Here is a 19996-nt window from a genome sequence, read left to right on the forward strand (position 1 = left end):
TCAGTTTTAAGTCATCAGTTTTTCTGCAAGCTTAATACTGTCTTCTGTTAACTAATTTTCACCGGGTACAAAACCTGTTAAATTATTGTTTAATCCATCTGTAGATAAGATTTTAGATTTTAGTCCCGATAACTATCGGGGTAGATTTTAGATTTTTACTAAGTCTATTTTCTTTTTTCTATTCTCTATTTTCTGAAAAAACAGATAAAAATTTACAAATGAACAAAGAATTAATTATTCGTTCTAGTTCTGATTTCGTAGATTTTGCCTTATTAAAAGATGGAAAACTAATTGAATTACACAAAGAAGAAGAGAAAAGCAACTTTCAGGTTGGTGATATTTTTATTGCCAAAATACGAAAACCAGTTGCAGGTCTTAACGCTGCTTTTGTAAATGTAGGCTTCGAGAAAGATGCCTTTTTACATTATCATGATTTAGGGCCAAACTTAGCTTCCCAACTGAAATTCATAAAACTTGTAAGCGCAGGTAAATTAAAAGATTTCTCCCTAAAAAACTTTCAGTTTGAGAAAGAAATAGATAAGAATGGGGCAATAACAGATGTTATTAGTGCCAATCAATCTGTTTTGGTACAAGTCGTCAAAGAACCAATATCAACTAAAGGTCCAAGATTAAGCGCAGAGCTTTCTCTAGCAGGAAGATATATAGTTTTGGTTCCGTTTTCTGACCGTGTTTCTATTTCACAAAAAATAGAAGACAAAAAAGAAAAGGAACGCTTGAAACGCCTTGTACAATCTGTCAAACCAAAAGGTTTCGGTGTTATTGTTCGAACAGTAGCCGAAGGCAAAAGTACAGTAGAATTAGAAAAAGATTTGCAGAACCTGCTTAGCAGATGGAATGCAATGTGTAAAAAATTACCAACTGCTCATCATCCATCCAAGATATTAGGGGAACTCAATAGAGCTTCTTCAATATTAAGAGATGTTTTTAACGATACCTTCAGCGGTATTCAAATTGATGATGAAGAGTTGTACCATCAAACAAAGGAATATGTGCACGAGATTGCACCATCCAAACAATCAATTGTTAAGTTCTATCAGTCTAAGGATACTCCTATTTTTGAGAAATACAATATAGAGAGACAAATCAAGACATCATTTGGGAAAACAGTTTCCATGAGTAAAGGAGCATATTTAATTATTGAACATACTGAAGCGTTGCATGTTATAGACGTCAATAGCGGAAATAGATCCAATAAAGCCACCAACCAAGAGGATACTGCAATGGAAGTCAATATGATTGCAGCTGCCGAAATCGCCAGACAATTACGTCTTCGTGATATGGGCGGAATCATAGTAGTAGATTTTATCGATATGTCGAATCCCGAAAATCGTAAAGTCTTGTTCGACTTCTTGAGAGAAGAAATGAGTGACGATAAAGCAAAACACAAAATCTTACCCCCGAGTAAATTTGGACTAGTCCAGATTACCAGACAAAGAGTAAGACCAGAAGTCAATATTAAAACACGAGAGGAAGATCCAAACAATGAAAATGGTGAAATTGATGCACCAATATCAATCATCGACAGAATCACTTCGGATGTTGAGAGACTTTTAAAAACCCACAAAAAAGTAGTGCTTAATGCACATCCGTTTGTGGCTGCATACCTCAGTAAAGGTTTTCCATCATTGCGTTCAAAATGGTTTTTTGAACACAAAAAATGGGTGAAAATCATACCACGTGACGCTTACACGTATTTAGAATACCATTTCTATGACAAAAAAGGAAATGTTATCAAAGAATAAAAGAAAAACCGCCTTTCGTGAGATTAGGCGGTTTTTTTGTGCTTTTTTTTGGAGCATGATCCAGCTATTCACTTCAATCTTTATTATTTTAAAGAAAAATAATAAAGGATTTCCGTTGCTATCTGGGCTAGAAATCAGTTTTAAAAACAAAAAGTATCCCAAAAAAAACAGCCAATCCCATAAATGAGAAAGGCTGCTTTGCATATCCAAATTGTAATTACTTGATTTTAACTGTTTGAAGTTTCAATACCTGTTTTTTTCTTTGTACCAATAATACTGTAAATAAAACCCCCATTAGCGACATTCCTATTCCAACAAGATTAGGAGAAGCATAACTAAAACCAGCCATTAAAGGCAAACCTCCCAAAAAGGCTCCAAGAGCATTTCCGATATTAAATGAAGCCTGAATTGCAGCTGAGGCAATCATTTCGGCACCAACAGCAACCTGAAGCATCAGCATTTGAATAGATCCAATAAACGTAAATGAAATACAACCAGTGGTAAAAACCAATATCAAACTAATATAAGGATTAGACGAAAGGAAATACACCATTGCCAAATCTAATACCATTAGTAAAAATAACGTAATAAGTGTTCTATCTGCTGGGAAAGTATCTGCCAATTTGCCTCCCATAATATTTCCAACAACCATTCCTGCTCCAGCAAGTATCAATATATAAGGTACATCCGCGCCATCAAAACCCGAAATTTCAGTTAGCAAAGGAGCGATATAGCTAATCCAACAAAACAAGCCTCCAACACCAATTGCCGTTATGAAAATTACCAGCCAAGCTTCAATTTTCTTGAAAAGTTTCATTTGTTTTTTCATAGAAACCTTGTCTTTTATAGGGAGATTAGGCATCCAAAAATAAATAGAAATAAAGGTAAGTACCCCAAAAAAACCAATTAAAGCAAAAGTAATTCGCCAAGAAAAATGATGGCCAATAAAGGTTCCTATAGGTACTCCAATTAAATTAGCGATTGTTAAACCCGCAAACATTATCGAGATGGCTTGTGCTTCTTTTCCTTTTTCGGCAAGACGGCTAGCTACTACAGCTCCTACTCCAAAAAAAGCTCCATGTGGTAATCCAGATAGTAAGCGAGTCAAAATAAATAATTCATAATTTGGAACAATTATCGACAATGAATTGAAAAATGCTAACATCATTGCTAGAATTAGAAGTGTTTTTTTGGGCGGATAATTTCGCGCACCTATTACTAATAAAGGCGCCCCAATAACTACTCCTAAGGCATATGCCGAAATTAAATACCCTGCTATCGGAATGCTTATTTTTAAATCAGATGCTACATCTGGTAATATTCCCATCATGACAAATTCGGTAATTCCAATTGTCAATCCTCCCAAAGAGAGTGAAATTAAACTCTTTTTCATTTTATTCTAAAATTGATTGTTTGAATGTCGTTAAGTGTTTTACTTGTACGGCGTTAATTTTGAAAGGGCAAATTTAATGAGAACATAGTGGAAAAAAGTTGTAAATTTACCATATAAATTTGCAAATATAGGTTATGAAAAAATTAAATCAATTTGATTCTTTGCTTTTAGACGAGTTTGAAGAAGATCAATATCACCTTCCTAAACACAGTCATACCTATTATGAAATTATTTACATCGTGAAAGGGAGTGGTATTCATCAGTTAAATAATAATTTGATACCGTATCATTCGGGTGATTTTTTTGTTATTTCTCCAGACGATGAGCATTATTTTGATATTAAAAAAACAACTCGGTTTTTTTTTATAAAGTTTACCGATACTTATTTTAACTCGAATAAAAAATTATCTTGCGATGAATTTCTGCTCAATACTCCAGAGAATTTTATGCGCGACAAATTACTAAAAGAAAATGTATTAAAGTTAGATAAGTCTTGCGCTAGCATTTTAAAAAATACGATTGATAATATTAGAATCTACAATTGTAAAACAAGTATTTCGACATCACCCATTGTATTCTATCAAATTTTATCCATTTTTGGGTTGATAAAGGAAAGTTTACAACAACAAAATATAAAAATCACAGGTTCTGGAATAGACAACGATCAGATTATTTCTTATATCCATCAAAATATTTATAAACCAAAGCTGGTTCAGATTAAAACAATATCAGAGCATTTTAATATTTCCGAAAGTTATTTTGGGACTTATTTCAAGAGAAATTTTGCTTTGAGTTATAGAGAATATTGCAATAAATTGAGAACTCAATTAATCGAAAAAAGAATTTTGAATAAGCAATTGTCTATGAAACAAATTGCGCACGAATTCGGATTTACAGACGAGAGTCATCTTTCTAATTATTTTAAAAAACAAAGAAATTTAAATCCAAGCGCTATTAAGAAGTTGTAGAATTGTTATTTATTCTTTTACAATTTCTATTTTTCTTCGAATTTCAGTTCCAAATTCGTCAACAACCGTGATATAATGAAATCCAGTTGTAGCCGAAATTGGCATTTCGTGAAATGTCTTTGTGCTTCCTTTAAAGACATTATCAATATACCAAAATAATTTACTGTCTCTTTGCGAATGTGCAACCTTTAGGATTACGGGCTGAATCTCGCTGTTGAAATTTTTGGTCAGATAGATTTTACTGCCCGCTTTGGGATAAATAAAATCCATAGTAATCGTTTGTGTTCCCATACAATCATTTCGAAATGCAGGCAAGGGCAAATACTCAATATGCTTACTTTTGTAATACCAAGCCATTACTGGGGGAAGAACAAACCAGTTTTTGGTCACGATATTCTCTATATTTTCGCAACTACTGTTGACCTGAAATTGTTGTGTTTTATCTAAATGTACTGTTTTGTGATACGGACAAATAGAGGTGTTTTTCCCTTTTTTAGAAACCCACTGATTCATAATAGGACAACCCTCTTTGGCCAAATGACCACTTAAACGGCAAATTTCAACTTCATTCAAATCTTTATATGGTGCATCGAACCATCGCTGTCTGGGTAGCAAATTAAAGACATCAAACAAAACGGGAGCGGCACTGGCAACACCTGTTAAGCTAGGTCTGCCTTCTCCTGTTGCATTTCCAACCCACACTCCAACTACATACCGACTATTGGTACCAATTGCCCATGCGTCACGGTTTCCGTAACTGGTTCCGGTTTTCCAGGCAATTTTGAGAGAACTGTCGTAAAACTTCCAAGCTTCATCTCCTTCTGGTCGATTGACTTGCTCCATGGCATTGTAAGTGAGCCAGATTGAGCCAGCCCCTAAAATGTTTTTTTGTTTGGTTTCATCGCCAAAATCCACTTCAAAATCATCATCGTAATTTAATTCGCCAAATTCATTGGTTCTGTACAGGCCTTGATTTTTATTGAAATAATTCAAAGTCGAAGACAAACCTGCATAGGTTCGGCACAAATCCCACAAATTGCTTTCGGCTCCACCCAAAATGAGCGACAAACCATAATGGTCGGGTGGTTTTGAAACATCCCGTAATTTGAACCGTTGCAATTCTTCGTAAAATTTATTCACGCCAAAATCCTGCAACATCAACACGGCAGGAATATTCAGAGACCTCGCCAACGCTCGATGTGCCGGAACAGCTCCGTCAAAAGTCAAATCGAAATTTTGAGGAGTAAACCCCGAGATTTGTGTAGGGATATCAGCAACTAAAGTATTCGGCAACAACTCTCCATCGTCTTGCATTGCTGCATACAACAGCGGTTTCAGGATACTTCCAGTGCTTCTTGGTGCTTCGATAATATCTACATCTTTTTGATGAGTTGCATCAGTAGGGGAGTTCCCAATATAGCTCATCACATTTTTGTTAGAAACATCAATTACCAATATAGCAAGATTGTGAATTTCATTCTGCTTATATTGGTTGTAATAATACTTTGCAATTTGGTTTATTCTATTTTGCAAACCAATATTGACAGTAGTTTTAACACGATCTCCTTCCTGTGTTTTAGCGATACGTTGTAATAAATGTGGTGCAATTTGAGGTAAATTATAAGGTTTTTGAGGCAAAGGTTCGTCTATGGAAAGTTCGTATGTTTGTTTATCGATTATTCCTTTTTGACGGAGTTTTAGTAAAAGTCTATTGCGTTTGCCTAATAATTTAATTTGGTTTTTTCCAGGATAAATCAAACTTGGGGCGTTCGGCAAAACGGCCAAAGTAGCACTTTCTGCCCAAGATAATTGATAGGATTCTACTCCAAAATACCGCCAAGAAGCCATTTCTAACCCCACCACATTTCCGCCAAACGGAGCATGAGCCGCAAATAATTCGACTATCTCATTTTTAGAATAGCCCAACTCCAATCGAGTAGCAAGGATAATTTCGATTATTTTTTCAAAATAAGTTCGTTCTTTACCATTTCTGGACAAACGAATCACTTGCTGAGTAAGTGTACTTCCCCCACGAACTACTTTACCTGCTTTCTTGTTTTGCTGGAAAGCATTAAACATAGCCACTGGATTGAATCCGAGGTGTTTGTAGAAATATTCATCCTCAAAATAGACAATGCATTTCTTGAATTTGTCCGGTACGCTGTCTTGCGCTGGAAACCGCCATTGTCCGTCACTAGCAATTTTAGCTCCAAGTAATTCTCCTTCTTTACTTTCGATTACCGTGGAATATGGCTCTTGAAACAATGTTCTAGGCAACGAAAAATAATAAACCACCAGCAGCAAAAAGGTTATTGATGATTTTATTTTATGTTGTTTTATCCAGTTTATGATACGTTGCGGGAACTCGATTAGTTTATTTTTCAAAGCTGTTTTATTTTACCGCAAAGAGCGCAAATGATTATTATCAAAACTTAAATTTAGCCACAGATTACACAGATTACACGGATGGAACGGATTTGCACGGATTTTTTTAAACGTTAATTTATCTGCTTAATCTGCCAAATCTGCGAACCATAATTTCACGCAGATTTTGCAGATTTTGCAGATTTTTTTCCAATCCGTGTGAAATCCGTTCCATCCGTATAATCTGTGGCCCAAAAAACTACTTCACCACCTGAACCCAAAATCCTTTAGTCCTTGCCAAAAACGTATTGTCATACATCGCCTCACATTGCAAGCCAGGTAAATAATACGTTCCCAGATAAGAAGCATTCAGTAATATTCTAAAAGTTTTAGCTTCGCCGGCGCGCAATCCAAAATAGAAATTGGTTCGATCATCGCGAATGTCAATATAATCGGCAATATTGTTGGTTGCGTCTCCGTAATCGGTGAAACGGGTATTGACAATCTCGAAACCAGATGGCAGAATTTGCGATAAAGCCACATTCTCTACGTGTTCATTTTTTTGGTTTTTAACCGTAACCTCAGCGACAAATTCAGTTCCCTGATTAATTTTTGAAACATTAATTACTCCGCCTTTTCTGTTTTTGAAAACAATGGACGCCGAAACATTGCTTTGGAAAGTATTTTCTTGCCCGACAGGAAGAATTCCAGTATTGAGCACTCGAACGAATAATCTGTTTTTACGGTTGTTTTTCAAAGTTACACTGTTTGAACCAGATTTGACAACCAAACTTCTGTCGGCTATGGTTTTCATTGTTTTAATAACTTGGGTTTTCCCGCCATTGGTCCATTGCAAATCGATTCCTTTGGCACCGTTATCTTTCGAAAACTTCGTCATGGCGTACAAACAATAAGCGGTGGTTTGTGTACTCATCCATTGGTCACTAGACATACTTTTGGCCAGTTTTACTGCCATCGCAAATGCCTTTTGTTTTTGTCCAAGCAAAAATAAAGTTTCCAAAGCCATGGCACGGTTTCTGTCGGCCGAACCATAATAGTAATAATTATAACGGGAATCGTCTTCAATTTTGCTATTAAGAAATAACGTTTGCCCAGCCGATTTTTGTCCAGCCAAAACATAAGCCACCGCCAAACGCAATTTGCTTTCGTTCGAAATTCCTTTGGTTTCACGGAGTCTATTCATCGAAGACAAATCAGGTACTCCTGCCAAAGCCAAGGTATATAAACGATAGGCTTGTGCCAAATCGTTTCCGTAACTCGGTTCAAATCGCCAACGTTTAGCTTCTTTTTGTTGGTATGAAATCCATTTGGATTTAAAATTGATTGGCAAAAAGTATCCTTTTTTCTCGGCTTCTATCATAAAATGACCCGCGTACGAAGTACCCCAATCATCGGCGGTTGTCCCGCCTTGCCAGTAGGCAATTCCGCCATTCGATAATTGAAAACCTCCCAAACGGCTAATTCCGGCAGTAATATTCTTTTGAGTCAAATCTCTGCGGGTCGCATCCAAATCGGTTATATCGTTCAGATACAATTGCGGGAAAACAGACGAAGTGGTTTGCTCGACACAACCATGTGGATACTGTATTAGATATTGCAGTCTTCCGTTTAAATTAATGGTTGGCATCGAAGAAACCTCCAGTTTTGCCTTATTGCTTCCAGCCACGCCAAAGGTTTTCCACGAAATAGTTTTGGCGCTATTCGGTTCCAAAATCACATCAGTAAACGTATTGGTCACTGGATTCGGATTGGTCATATCGATTTCGACATCATAGACTGATTTCTCTTTGCCTGAAGTCGCCACAATTTGCACTTTCCCAATTCCGGTTACAGAGCCTACGGCCAAATTAAAATAGGCCATTTTTTCGTCTGGCTGGGCAAATGAAACCTTTTGAACAGGACTTCCGATTACTTTCAAACCATTATTGGTTTTAAGCTGAACCGTAACATTTTTGATGTTTTTTTCCATCGCAAAAACCGTAACTGGAATTGTCACTTTCTCTGATGGTGAAATTTTTCTCGGCAACGAAGCCAATACCATCAAAGGACTGCGCACTGGAGTTGCTTTTTCGACACTTCCATAAGCGCTCGTCAAAGCATCGCCGGCGACAATCATCGTTTTGACAGAACCAATGTATTTTGGCAATTTTATTTGGTGGGTTTTGGTTTGTCCTTTTTCCAATTTGAAAGGTCCCATATAAAGTACGACTGGCTTGAATCGATTGGCTTTTTTGGCTTTTCCGCCACCTAAATCCTGGTCTCCACCAATACTGAAAATCTGGTTCACTTTTCCGCCGTAAGCCCCAATCACATCATCATAAATATCCCAGGTTTTAACTCCCAAAGCTTCACGAACATAAAAATTATCCCAGGCATTAGGTGTCTTGAAACGGGTCAAATCCAACAAACCTTCATCGACAATGGCGATGGTGTAGGTCATTTCTTTACCCGATTGCTCGCTCACTTTTAGGGCAAATGACTGTTCAGGACGCAACACATCGGGCATGTTTAATTTTGGAGTCAGAATGGTGTTTTTGTCTACCACTTCTATCGGTACTATTCCATACATACGGATAGGCGAATCGTTTTTGGTCGAAGCGTGTGGTTGCAGTAAACTGATATTAAAGTACACATTCGGAGCCATTTCTGGGGTAATCGGAATGCTGACTTTGGTTTCTCCTTTTTGGGTCTTAGCCCAAAGGGTTTTTACCACTTTGGAACCATTTTCAATCGAAATTAAAGCTCTTCCGCCTTCGCTCGATGGAAATGAAATTTGAGCATTCTCGCTTACGGCATATTTTTGTTTATTGGTAGAAAAAACCAACATATTGGCTGTTGAAGCATCAGTATTTCTGGTTTTTCCAGACCACAATGGCCAATCGATATTTACCGTCAAAGCCGTAGCGTGGCCTCCAACGGCATCCGAAACTCGAATCAGATAACGTCCCCATTCCTCATCGGTCAAGGCGAAACGAACATTTCCTCGTCCGCTGGCATCGGTATTTATTTGGAATGTTTTGTAAGCCGTAGTAACTTCATCCGAATAGTAATTGGACAAATTATCGCTCGAAGCATCCCACCACCAGCGCCATTCTACTTTATAGACTTTTACCTCCAGATTTTTAACCGATTTTGGCCTCCCGTTTTCATCAACGGTAACGATATCAAACTGGTTGACTTTTCGGGTTTCGAGCATTTCGTATTTGTTGAGTTCTGGAGTTTTCAACCCAATATAAGTGGTATAGGGAGAATAGGTCGTCGAGATAACATCGGTGCTGAAATCTCCTCCTTCTTCATAGACTTTGGTAATGAAAGAAGCATTGAGCATACCAGGAGCTTCTTCTTGAATTTTAGGGTCAATTTTTACACTTGCTTTCCCGTTGGTGTCCAATTTTCCGTTGAAAACGTTGATTTCCTCGGTATTGAATTTTCGCACCAAATCATCAAAAGTAAACTGCTCATAATTCTTGAAAATGGTGGTTCGTTGCGTGAATTTTGCCTGCATATCTACATTCAAATTCTTAGCAATTGCCCCGTGCAGCCAAGTTACTTCTAGATTTCCAGTATTGGGATTCGAAGCCGAAAGTTGGGTTCGTTGGAAAGTGTTTTTAATCTTTAAACGGTTGGGTTTAATGGTTTCGATTTTAATGTTTTTGTAAAACTTGGCACCACCCACACTGACCATCGCTTCCCAATTTCCGGTCTGAGCATCTGCTTGCGTTGGAATCGTAAAGGCATAATGATGCCATTCATTCGCTTTCTGAACGGTTTGATAGGTTACTTTCCCGTTGGGGTCGCTCAACCTTAATTTTATCGGATGTCCTGACGGAATCTTATTCGAAGCATCGTTCAAAATAAAAGACAAATACAAATTATCGCCTGGACGCCAAACGCCACGTTCACCGTAAATGAATCCTTTTAGCCCTTTTTGCAACGTTTCGCCATTGACATTAAAATTACTCACCGAAAGAGAATATCCATCGTCTAGTTTTACATAGGTCGATTGTGTCCCGTAAGTCACTATGGCAAAATAGGCAAATGCATCCAACTGAAAATTGGCAATCCCTTCGCTGCTAGTTGTTCCTGTGGCTAATTTTTGCTGCTGAAAATTATACAAATCCACTCTTGCATTCGAGATAGGTTCAGTAGTAATAATATTGTTTACAGCAAATAAATACGATTTGTTTTCTCCTCTTTTTGCGATTACCCCAACATCGGTCGCTAAAATATTGGTTGCAATTCGTGCATTATAATAATAAGAATTGGTACATGGATCTTGGCTTTCTCTCCAATCGTAGTTGTCATAATAATAATCATCATAAGCATTATCGCTATAATTGATGTCTTTTTCATCTATTTCTTCCTCCTCTTCGGTTTCGCTTTCTTCTTCGGTAGGATTTTGGCATTTGTATAACGAATATGCTTTTTTGTACGAGAACTCCACTCGGTAAATCGCTCCAGGTTCAGGTGTGATGATTTTGGACAAATCTAAAGCAAATGTGTTCCATCGACTCAAATTCACAAGACTATTTTCTTTTAAATTAATGGTTGACTTGGCGATGGGCTGTCCCACTTTTTTGAGGTTTCGAGCACCGTTCAGTTCATTATACTGCAGAAACTGTAGGATGTTGTTTTTGTAGATTTTAAACACTTTGACATCCACCGCACTCAGATTTACCGCTTCAAAATTGAGTTTCAAATTGCTGGAACTCGGCAAAATGGTTCCGCTTTTAACGAAACGGACATTGGGTTTTATTTCATCAAAAGAAATTTTCTCGGTGTAATTCTCGCTTAGTTTTTTACCATACACGCTTTCGATTCCTTGAAAAACCTCTAATAATAATTCGCCCATAAGTTTTTGGGAAACTACCGCAACTGGCTCAGCTGCTTCTATCACTTCTTGTTCTTCAGGCTCTTCAACCCAAGCGGTATCAACAGGAACAGCCGTAGCAGTAGAATCAACGACGGTAGAGGCAACTACTTCTGGAACTGCTGCAACCGATTTTTTAGCGACTGGCTCATTATCAAAATAAACTTTTAGTACATTTCCTTGAGTAGAAAACTTTAAATTATTGGTATTTTGAATCGCCACCAAGCCTTTGAAATCCTGACCTCGCTCCAATGGTTCCGAAAAATTTATGGATAATGATTGGTTGTCTCCGTTTTGTATATTGGTTTGGATGACTTTGAACTCATTCAATGCCGTAATCGGAAAATCTATAGTTCCTTTTTGTTCTATATCATACTCGGTTCCGTCAAAATTAATTTCGAGATTGCTCGGAGAATCCAATCGCTGAATGCTGTCAATTCTAAATTTAAATTCATTTGCAAAAGCGGGTGATTTCTCGAAAATAATTTTCAAATCTTTTCCGTTATGCTCGGCTTCCACCAATTTTTTGGCGGTTTCAAAATCGATATTGTCGGCGGTTTTCAGCTCGCAATTCAGGTATTGGTATTCTTTGCTGTAGGACTGCACGTCGATCGTGTTCACGATAAAATCCTGCTTGATGGTTTTTACCGTAAAATTGAATTGAGAAAGTTCCTTATTTTTTTCGGCGACTTTTGGATTGATTTTATCCAAATGCAAAGTTACCTGATATTCGGTGTTAGATTCCAACTTCTTTTCGGGAATAAAAGCGATGGTATTGTTCGAAAGCGCCACGACTTTTCCGTCCACACTTGGGGAAATATCAAACAAATTATCGTCCAAAACCTGATTGACTTTCCAATTGTTTTCGAAAGCCAAAACCACGCGAATGTCCGATTGCGCTGGAACTATCCCAGCCGTAAAACTGACGATGTAGTCTTTGAATAATGAAAAATCGGAGTTGAAATCGGCAGCTGATTTTCGGCCACAGGATTGAAAAATAAAAAACACAAAAAATGCGAGAACTAAACCTTTTGTTTTCACTTTTACACGGAGTTAATGGGTTAGGGATAAATGTTTATCAGAACAAAACTTTTGTATAGATAAATCGTTAATTACAAATGTTATGTTTCGATTGTAATAAAAGTACAGTATTTATTTGGTTAATTTAAGAAGAATTTTAGTATTGGAGTGAAAGTTTTCCCCTTTGGTACACGATTATATCAAGTCCCTACTTTCTTTTACTACAAAATACAACTTTTGGAAGGCGGTTCGATAAGATGGATTTTTTTTCTGTTGAATAAAATCTAGATTTAATAATAGGTTTTAATTGGCATTGTTGCTGTTGACAATTTTTTTTCTTAATAAAACATATTCATAAAGATTTATCAGAATAGGAAAAATTAAGAATACAAGCCAAATTATTACGTGTCGTGGGAAGAATTTAAATTTATAATTCAAGAAAAAAATAACAGACAGGAATAACAAGCAAAAAATTGAATATAATCGTCTTATTTGTGTTTTGGAAAATCTTTCGACGTGATCATCTTTTAATTCTTGTATCTGTTTATAATATTCTTCGTTAAAGAATTTCTTTTTTTCGGGCAAAAAACCAACTAACATATTAAGATTTTGAACCATATAAATGCTTGAAATTCCCAGTAGAAAATATTGTATAGCTATATTGCTTCCATCAATAAAATTACTGTTTTCAATCGAATTATTTTGATATACCCGGTATATATTATCTATTGCAAAAAATAAAAAAATAATTGAACTCCAAAGACTAAGCGCAAAACGATTATTCCTTGTCAATTCATTTTTTGTAAAAGCATGAAAAGAGGAAAACAGTATAAGTATGCTAATAATACTAAACAGAATCATCAAAAAAATATTTATACTGTTTTGACTGTAAAAATCAATAATCCAATATAGAACAGCCATAGAGAGTAATAATGTTGAGCCTTCTGTAAGCTGAGCCGTCACTTTCTTCCTGTTAGTCGCAATGGTCATGATGATAAAAATGGTAACAAAAGCCCATGGCCAAACAGTAACACGACTTTCAAAATTATAAATTCTTTCTCCCTTTCCTGGTATGAAAGAAAAGAAACTTAAGGCTAATGAAATTAGTGCGGAACCGAATACTTTTCGCCAACTATTGGTTATATTTTTAACTTCGAATAGGATTCCAGCTATTAAAGCAATTACACTAATTGGAACTAATTTTTGGTTTGAAATTATAATCTTATATAGAATAAAGAGAGATGGGAGTAATAAAAGTCCGCCCATTAAAGTGCCGTATTTTTTCACAAAATTTTCGAAATCCATTTTTATAATTATAAAATTGCCTATCCCCAAATATATAATAAAAAGTTACTGCCTATTTTCTTCTGCTAGCAAAAAAACCTTCCTTCTGGAGTTCTAACAGTTCAAAATGCTTTAGTAACACAATTGATCTGTTAGGAACTAAACAAGTAGAAGACTTATTATTTTCATTTTTACCAGCTTCAATTTATAGTTACAATATTGGCGACATAACACTGAAAATGAAGAATCAGAACTAATATATGCCCGATATCGTAGATTTATAATTATAAGTGTTCGAAACATACAATTTAATTACCTCCAGCTTTAGCTGGAGATAGTAAAGTTTAAAAAGGAATTGGCTTTAGCCTAAAAAATCATCAATTTTATTTGGCTAAAGCCTTTTTTTGTCAAAACTAAATCCTCCAGCTGAAGCTGAAGGCAATTCCATAATAATACCCCCCCTCTGGTGTTCGATTGCATTGAGTACCTACTTTTTTTTTTAGAACAAAATATAGCGTTTGCAACGCGGTTCGATAAAATCAATTACCACAACGGTTCAACATTCACATTGCAAAACATCTTGTTTTCTTCCTCATAATTTCTGTAACTGCTATTCACATAATCCCTTTCATGAAATACAATTTCGGCTTCTACAGGATTATAATGAATGTATTTCATACGTTGTTCCATTTGTTCTAAACTATCTAAAATAATTGGATGGAATCCGTCTTGCCACAATTTATAATTCTTGGCTCGCCCAGATTTTTGAGCTTCATAACTAAATTTTCTTAAAAGCCATTCCCGTCTGCTCTCAGGGTGTTCTTTGATAGCTTCGATTAATTTTTTGGATGTAAACTTTTTAAAATTCCGAATTATATTTTGCAATTCTCCATCAAAAGCCGTTGCAATCAAATGAATATGACTGCTCATATACACTTAGGCATGCACACTCAATCCTTTTTCTTTGATACAATAATTTAAAGATTCGTCTAAAATATTACAATATATAGGCCTAATGAACAAATCTACCCAGTCAACTACCGTTATGGTTATAAAAGTTGGTATTGTACTGTCTATTACTTTGTATTTCTCCGACATCGTTTTTATTTCAAATATATTATTTTAAGAAGAATATTTATACAAAATAGTTGACATAAGAAATGTATCGCTTCTAAACCGCGTTGCAAACGCTACATTTTGTCTTTTTAATTTAAGTAGGTACTCGATGCAATCGAGCACCAGAGTATGAGTGAGTTTCATTTTTTTTAAAAACTATTTCCTCCTGCTTGCAAAAAACCGTTTCATCAGATCAGCAGCTTCATTTTCCATCACGCCAGAAACCACGGTGGTTTTGGGATGCAGTTTGGTTCCCATAGTTAGAAATCCGCGGTGTTCGTCGCGGGCACCAAAGACAATTTTAGAAATCTGACTCCAATACAAAGCTCCAGCGCACATTTGGCAGGGCTCTAAAGTTACATACAGCGTACAATCTTTGAGGTATTTTCCGCCTAGGTAATTGGCCGCGGCGGTAATGGACTGCATTTCGGCGTGGGCGGTAACGTCGTTCAGCATTTCGGTTAAATTATGGCTTCGGGCAATCACCGTATTATTGACCACCACAACGGCACCAACGGGAATTTCGCCTTTTTCAAAAGCCATTTCGGCTTCCTGCAAAGCTTTCTTCATAAAGTACTCGTCGGTGAAAGGGTTTATCATGTATTAAAAAAAAACTATAATTTGAAATTTTTAGGATTTTGATGAGTTGAAAAAACATCCAGAATATAAATTCTATTTTCTTCTATCCTGTATATAATTTTAAAATTCCATTTTGGAAAAAATCTAATTTATTCCGAATTAAATAAAGGTTCTATCGGGTTCTTCTCGGGAAATAAATTTAGCTTTTCATCTAAATCGAACAAGGTTTCCACAACTAAATCGGCATTTTGAGGACTTTTGGAATAAATATAATCGTAGCAATTTTGTATGGAAATAACTGCTTGGGGAGACCAGACAACTGGCTTCATTTTTTTATTATTTTTTTTCTTGCCTCATCGGTTGAGTACCCAATCTCTCCGGCATCAGAAAGCTTCATGATTTCGTTCAAATGATTTTTATACTCTTTAGTTGTGAATGGTTTCCCAGCTGTTGAATAGGCATAAATATCATTGTTCAGTAAATCTTCAATCTGATTCAATAATTGCACATTCTCAGTATCCAATATTCTGTGTACAATATTTCGGCGTTGTGTTTCTACATTCATATTCTTGAGATTTACTTCAAAGTTATAAAAGATTTCATAAACCTTCCACTTTTCATAAAGTTATCATCGGTGAAAGGGTTTTCCATAGTGGCAAAAATAAGAATTCAATTTGTACCTTTGTGAAATGACCAAGAATTTACTACAAAACATATACAATCCAACCGATTTACGCCTGCTTGACGAAGATCAACTTCCGCAGTTGGCACAGGAATTACGTGATTTTATCATCAATATTGTGGCGACCAAAGAAGGTCATCTTGGAGCTAGTCTTGGGGTGGTGGAACTGACCATTGCGTTGCATTATGTTTTTAATACTCCCGAAGATTTGTTGGTTTGGGATGTAGGACATCAAGCTTACGGACATAAAATTTTGACTGAAAGAAGAGAGAACTTTCATACCAACCGTCAACTAAACGGGATTTCTGGTTTCCCGAGAAGAAGCGAAAGCGTATATGACTCTTTTGGAGTGGGGCATTCTTCGACTTCTATTTCGGCTGCTTTGGGAATGGCTATTGCTTCTAATCTGAAAGGCGATTTCGAGAAACAGCATATTGCAGTTATAGGCGATGCTTCGATTGCATCCGGAATGGCATTTGAAGGTCTGAATCACGCTGGTGTGACTGATGCCAATTTATTGGTGATTCTCAACGACAATGCTATCGGAATTGATCCAAGTGTTGGAGCTCTCAAAAAATACCTCACAGCGGTTAAGGAGGGGAAAAATCCACGAAAAAACAACATCATCAAATCACTGAATTTCGATTATTCGGGACCAATAGATGGCAATGATATTTTTGCCGTTCTTCAGGAATTAAAACGATTAAAAGAAATAAAAGGGCCAAAGTTTTTGCACCTGATTACCACCAAAGGAAAAGGATTGCAACAAGCCGAAGAAAATCAGGTAAAGTATCATGCGCCTGGTAAATTTGATGCTGCTACAGGTGAAATCATTCTGAAACAAGAAGAACATTTACCTCCGAAATATCAAGATGTTTTTGGATTAACTATTTTAGATTTAGCCAAAAAGAACGAAAAAATTGTTGGAATCACACCGGCAATGCCATCGGGAAGTTCGCTAAAATTTATGATGGATATCTTTCCACAACGCGCTTTGGATGTGGGTATTGCCGAGCAACATGCCGTTACCTTATCTGCTGGAATGGCTACGCAGGGAATGATGGTGTATTGCAATATTTATTCTACTTTTCTGCAACGTGCCTACGACCAAGTAATTCACGATGTGGCTTTGCAAAATTTACCAGTGATTTTCTGTCTGGACAGAGCTGGTTTGGTGGGCGAAGACGGAGCCACCCATCATGGTATTTTTGATTTGGCTTATCTGCGATGCATTCCCAACATGATTATCCATGCCCCGCTGAATGAAATCGAATTGCAAAATATTTTATACACCGCACAGTTGGGATTGGAACATCCGATAGCTATTCGATATCCAAGAGGTAGAGGTGTTATTTATGATTGGAAAGAATTGCACTTTGGGAAATACGAAGAAATTGAAATTGGTAAGGCAAAATGTCTGAAAGAAGGTTCAAAAATTGCTGTTTTATCTACAGGGGCAATCGGAAACAATGTTGCTTTGGCCTTGGGTCAAATAGCGTATTCGGAAAATTTTGCCCATTATGATTTTGGATTTGTAAAACCATTAGACGAATCTCAATTGCACCAAATTTTCAATCAATTTGAAATGATAATTACTGTTGAAGATGGAACTGTAAAAGGTGGTTTTGGAAGTGCTGTTTTAGAATTTGCAGCTAAGAATGCGTACAATTCTGGAATTCAGCTTTTAGGAATTCCTGACACTTTTATCGAACAGGGTTCAGTTACAGAGCTTCAGCATTCTTGCGGAATATCAGTTGATAGTTTGAAAATTATTTTTTCAAGTTATTGAAATTAACTATTTTGCGGGTTTAAAATACGATTTTTTTAAATATGACGATTTCTATTAAATATTATACAATTATATTCTTACTTTTTTCTATTTGTAGTTTCGCACAAGTAAAGATAATCACAAGTTTGTCAGATACAATTTCGTCTCAAAAGGTAAATTCAGAACCCTCGAATGTGATTGTAACCAAAAAGCCAGACACTATTTCTCATTGGAAACATAAGAATGTCTTAGGGGTTGATCTTTCGGAAATTGCTTTTGTAAATTGGAGTGCTGGGGGTACAAGTGCCATTACAGGGGTAATTAGAGGGGATTTGAAATACGACTATAAGGATGATTATCAAGTTTGGTCTAACGAACTTTTTTTTAGATACGGATTGAATAAGCAAGAAGGTATCGAGCTTAGAAAAACCGATGATGCATTCAAACTTAATTCAACTTATGGTTTACGAACAAGTCCTTCTTCAAATTGGTACCATTCGGCAAAATTAAATTTCAATACCCAGTTTACAAATGGTTATAGTTATCCCAATACCGAGAATCCTATTTCGAAACCTTTTGCTCCAGCATATACTTTTTTGGGTATAGGATCAGAGTATATTTATAAACCCAAAAATTTTACTTTATATTTATCTCCAGTTACTCTAAAAAACACATTAGTTTTAGATCAAGATCTAGCCAATTCTGGAGCTTATGGTGTAAAAAAGGCGGTTTATGACGAAAACGGAAATTTGCTTGTTGAAGGAGAAAAAGAAAAAACAGAACTCGGAATTCTAGTAACTAATTACCTAGAGAGAGAAATTTTTAATAATATCATTTTAAAAAACCGATTGACATTATATACCGATTACTTGCATAATTTTGGGAATATAGATGTAGATTGGCAATGTTTCTCCTATCTGACCGTGAATCAGTATGTAAAAGCCAATGTTGGTTTTAACTTAGTTTACGATGAAGATGTTGACGTTATTAAAGAAGTTGACGGGGTAAAATACAACGAAGGGGCAAAAGTACAGTTAAAGCAAGTATTGGCTATTGGTTTAGAATACGTGTTTTAGTCTGAATGTTTGAAGGAATTTCTTTTATCCGTTTCTAATAATAGTTTGAATACTTCGGAATTTTTCTAAATGAATCTCTGTTTTTCAATTGTTATTCTATAATTAAGTTTTGAAATATCTGATTATTAAGGTGTTATGCGTTTGTTTTTTTGTTAAATTTGAGTAAATCTTAACATTATAACTTATGTCTAAAAAAGCACTTTACTTGTTAGGCATTGTGGTAACAATTATTTTGGGTACTTTTTTGTATTTGAAATTTTGCTGCAATTGCTGTGTTGAGCCCCCAACTGGATCGCCCGAAAAAGTAGTAACAACTCCTAGTAGCGATTCTAATTTTGTACCTTTTGTGATTTCTGGGTCAGGTTTTGATTATCATACCAATCAGAATTTGAAATTTTTAAAGAACAGCGAAATCATAATTACGCCTGTCAAAGATTCTGTAACTCTTGGAATCATTAGTCTGAAAGATTATCTGATTAGCAATCCAAATCAAAGAATTTTGATTACAGGTTATGCTACTTCAGACGAGAAAAACACAACCCAATTTGAAAACCTCGCGTTAGCAAGGGCGCATACGATCAAAGATTTTTTTGTTTCGAAAGGCCTGCCAGATGGACAATTTGATCTTAAAGGAGTTGTTCAAGAAACTTGGAAAATGGATTTAGATACTTTATTAGGACCAGCCGAATATCAGATTTCTGAAGCTATAACTCCAACCGACGAATGGTCAACTCTCAAGGTAAAAATAAATGCCGATCCTCTGGTTTTATACTTCAAAACCAATAAAGCAACAGAACAGTTAAGTGATGCCGAAAAAAGTAAATTGGCCGATATTGTAAAATACATTCAAAATGTTCCAGAAGCAACGGTTTCGGTAGTGGGGCATACTGATAATGTTGGAAAAAGTGAGCCTAATGTTATTTTAGGTCAAAAACGAGCTGATTTTGCAAAAAACTATTTGTCTGATAAAGGAATAGATGTTTCAAAAATTGAGGCTACGAGTAAAGGGCAAAATGAACCAATAGAAGACAATTCAACTCCAGAAGGACAAGCCAAAAATCGTAGAGCAGTAATTTCAATCAAATAATCAAC

Annotated in this window: 14 protein-coding genes; 5 read left to right on the top strand and 9 right to left on the bottom strand. The window is 36.1% G+C overall.

The window, feature by feature from the left end; genetic code table 11:
* Positions 1 to 218: 218 nt before the first annotated feature.
* Complete coding sequence (locus ABEB18_RS02955; protein WP_348797535.1) at positions 219 to 1763, top strand: Rne/Rng family ribonuclease; 1545 nt, start codon at positions 219 to 221, stop codon at positions 1761 to 1763.
* Between the two features lie 217 nt (positions 1764 to 1980).
* On the opposite strand, the gene ABEB18_RS02960 is transcribed toward ABEB18_RS02955, so the two are convergent.
* Complete coding sequence (locus ABEB18_RS02960; RefSeq protein WP_348797536.1) at positions 1981 to 3156, bottom strand: MFS transporter; 1176 nt, start codon at positions 3154 to 3156, stop codon at positions 1981 to 1983.
* A gap of 134 nt (positions 3157 to 3290) precedes the next feature.
* Between ABEB18_RS02960 and ABEB18_RS02965 the strand changes: the two genes are divergently transcribed.
* On the top strand, positions 3291 to 4124 hold the full coding sequence (locus tag ABEB18_RS02965; protein WP_348797537.1) for an AraC family transcriptional regulator: 834 nt from the start codon (positions 3291 to 3293) through the stop codon (positions 4122 to 4124).
* Positions 4125 to 4133: 9 nt separating this feature from the next.
* Here the strand turns inward: ABEB18_RS02965 and pbpC are convergent, their stop codons facing one another.
* The 8 genes from pbpC to ABEB18_RS03005 all read right to left on the bottom strand — a co-directional run bounded on the left by pbpC (position 4134) and on the right by ABEB18_RS03005 (position 15943).
* A complete protein-coding gene (pbpC, locus tag ABEB18_RS02970) occupies positions 4134 to 6509 on the bottom strand; it encodes a penicillin-binding protein 1C (RefSeq protein ID WP_348797538.1) in 2376 nt (791 codons plus the stop codon).
* 238 nt (positions 6510 to 6747) lie between these two features.
* On the bottom strand, positions 6748 to 12420 hold the full coding sequence (locus tag ABEB18_RS02975) for an alpha-2-macroglobulin family protein (RefSeq protein WP_348797539.1): 5673 nt from the start codon (positions 12418 to 12420) through the stop codon (positions 6748 to 6750).
* A 282-nt stretch (positions 12421 to 12702) separates the two neighbouring features.
* A complete protein-coding gene (locus ABEB18_RS02980) occupies positions 12703 to 13704 on the bottom strand; it encodes a hypothetical protein (RefSeq protein ID WP_348797540.1) in 1002 nt (333 codons plus the stop codon).
* A 522-nt stretch (positions 13705 to 14226) separates the two neighbouring features.
* Entirely contained in the window at positions 14227 to 14613 is a 387-nt protein-coding gene (locus tag ABEB18_RS02985; protein ID WP_348797541.1) for a hypothetical protein, read from the bottom strand.
* Positions 14614 to 14619: 6 nt separating this feature from the next.
* Positions 14620 to 14781: a hypothetical protein gene (locus ABEB18_RS02990; RefSeq protein ID WP_348797542.1), complete on the bottom strand. Its 162-nt coding sequence runs from the start codon at positions 14779 to 14781 to the stop codon at positions 14620 to 14622.
* Between the two features lie 174 nt (positions 14782 to 14955).
* Entirely contained in the window at positions 14956 to 15399 is a 444-nt protein-coding gene (locus ABEB18_RS02995; protein ID WP_348797543.1) for a nucleoside deaminase, read from the bottom strand.
* 128 nt (positions 15400 to 15527) lie between these two features.
* Positions 15528 to 15707 carry a type II toxin-antitoxin system RelE/ParE family toxin gene (locus tag ABEB18_RS03000; protein ID WP_348797544.1) on the bottom strand — a complete coding sequence of 60 codons (180 nt, stop codon included), beginning with the start codon at positions 15705 to 15707 and terminating at the stop codon, positions 15528 to 15530.
* On the bottom strand, positions 15704 to 15943 hold the full coding sequence (locus ABEB18_RS03005) for a hypothetical protein (RefSeq protein WP_348797545.1): 240 nt from the start codon (positions 15941 to 15943) through the stop codon (positions 15704 to 15706). Before ABEB18_RS03005 ends, ABEB18_RS03000 begins: the two co-directional genes overlap by 4 nt.
* Positions 15944 to 16067: 124 nt before the next feature.
* On the opposite strand from ABEB18_RS03005, the gene ABEB18_RS03010 reads away from it, so the two are divergent.
* The 3 genes from ABEB18_RS03010 (at position 16068) to ABEB18_RS03020 (ending at position 19991) form a co-directional block, all read left to right on the top strand.
* Entirely contained in the window at positions 16068 to 17849 is a 1782-nt protein-coding gene (locus ABEB18_RS03010; protein WP_348797546.1) for a 1-deoxy-D-xylulose-5-phosphate synthase, read from the top strand.
* A gap of 125 nt (positions 17850 to 17974) precedes the next feature.
* Positions 17975 to 18904: a DUF3078 domain-containing protein gene (locus tag ABEB18_RS03015; RefSeq protein ID WP_348797547.1), complete on the top strand. Its 930-nt coding sequence runs from the start codon at positions 17975 to 17977 to the stop codon at positions 18902 to 18904.
* A gap of 184 nt (positions 18905 to 19088) precedes the next feature.
* The gene (locus ABEB18_RS03020) at positions 19089 to 19991 is read left to right on the top strand and encodes an OmpA family protein (protein ID WP_348797549.1); all 903 of its coding nucleotides are present in this window, start codon (positions 19089 to 19091) and stop codon (positions 19989 to 19991) included.
* Positions 19992 to 19996 lie beyond the last annotated feature (5 nt).

Origin of the sequence: Flavobacterium adhaerens (genome assembly GCF_040045115.1) — a bacterium.
In the GTDB taxonomy this organism is placed as follows: domain Bacteria; phylum Bacteroidota; class Bacteroidia; order Flavobacteriales; family Flavobacteriaceae; genus Flavobacterium; species Flavobacterium adhaerens.

Coding starts and splice junctions, on each gene's coding strand:
- ABEB18_RS02990 (WP_348797542.1), bottom strand. CDS start 14,781: ATGTCGGAGAAATACAAAGTAATAGACAGTACAATACCAACTTTTATA.
- ABEB18_RS02985 (WP_348797541.1), bottom strand. CDS start 14,613: ATGAGCAGTCATATTCATTTGATTGCAACGGCTTTTGATGGAGAATTG.
- ABEB18_RS02955 (WP_348797535.1), top strand. CDS start 219: ATGAACAAAGAATTAATTATTCGTTCTAGTTCTGATTTCGTAGATTTT.
- ABEB18_RS03005 (WP_348797545.1), bottom strand. CDS start 15,943: ATGAATGTAGAAACACAACGCCGAAATATTGTACACAGAATATTGGAT.
- ABEB18_RS02965 (WP_348797537.1), top strand. CDS start 3,291: ATGAAAAAATTAAATCAATTTGATTCTTTGCTTTTAGACGAGTTTGAA.
- ABEB18_RS03020 (WP_348797549.1), top strand. CDS start 19,089: ATGTCTAAAAAAGCACTTTACTTGTTAGGCATTGTGGTAACAATTATT.
- ABEB18_RS03000 (WP_348797544.1), bottom strand. CDS start 15,707: ATGAAGCCAGTTGTCTGGTCTCCCCAAGCAGTTATTTCCATACAAAAT.
- ABEB18_RS03010 (WP_348797546.1), top strand. CDS start 16,068: ATGACCAAGAATTTACTACAAAACATATACAATCCAACCGATTTACGC.
- ABEB18_RS02995 (WP_348797543.1), bottom strand. CDS start 15,399: ATGATAAACCCTTTCACCGACGAGTACTTTATGAAGAAAGCTTTGCAG.
- ABEB18_RS02960 (WP_348797536.1), bottom strand. CDS start 3,156: ATGAAAAAGAGTTTAATTTCACTCTCTTTGGGAGGATTGACAATTGGA.
- ABEB18_RS02980 (WP_348797540.1), bottom strand. CDS start 13,704: ATGGATTTCGAAAATTTTGTGAAAAAATACGGCACTTTAATGGGCGGA.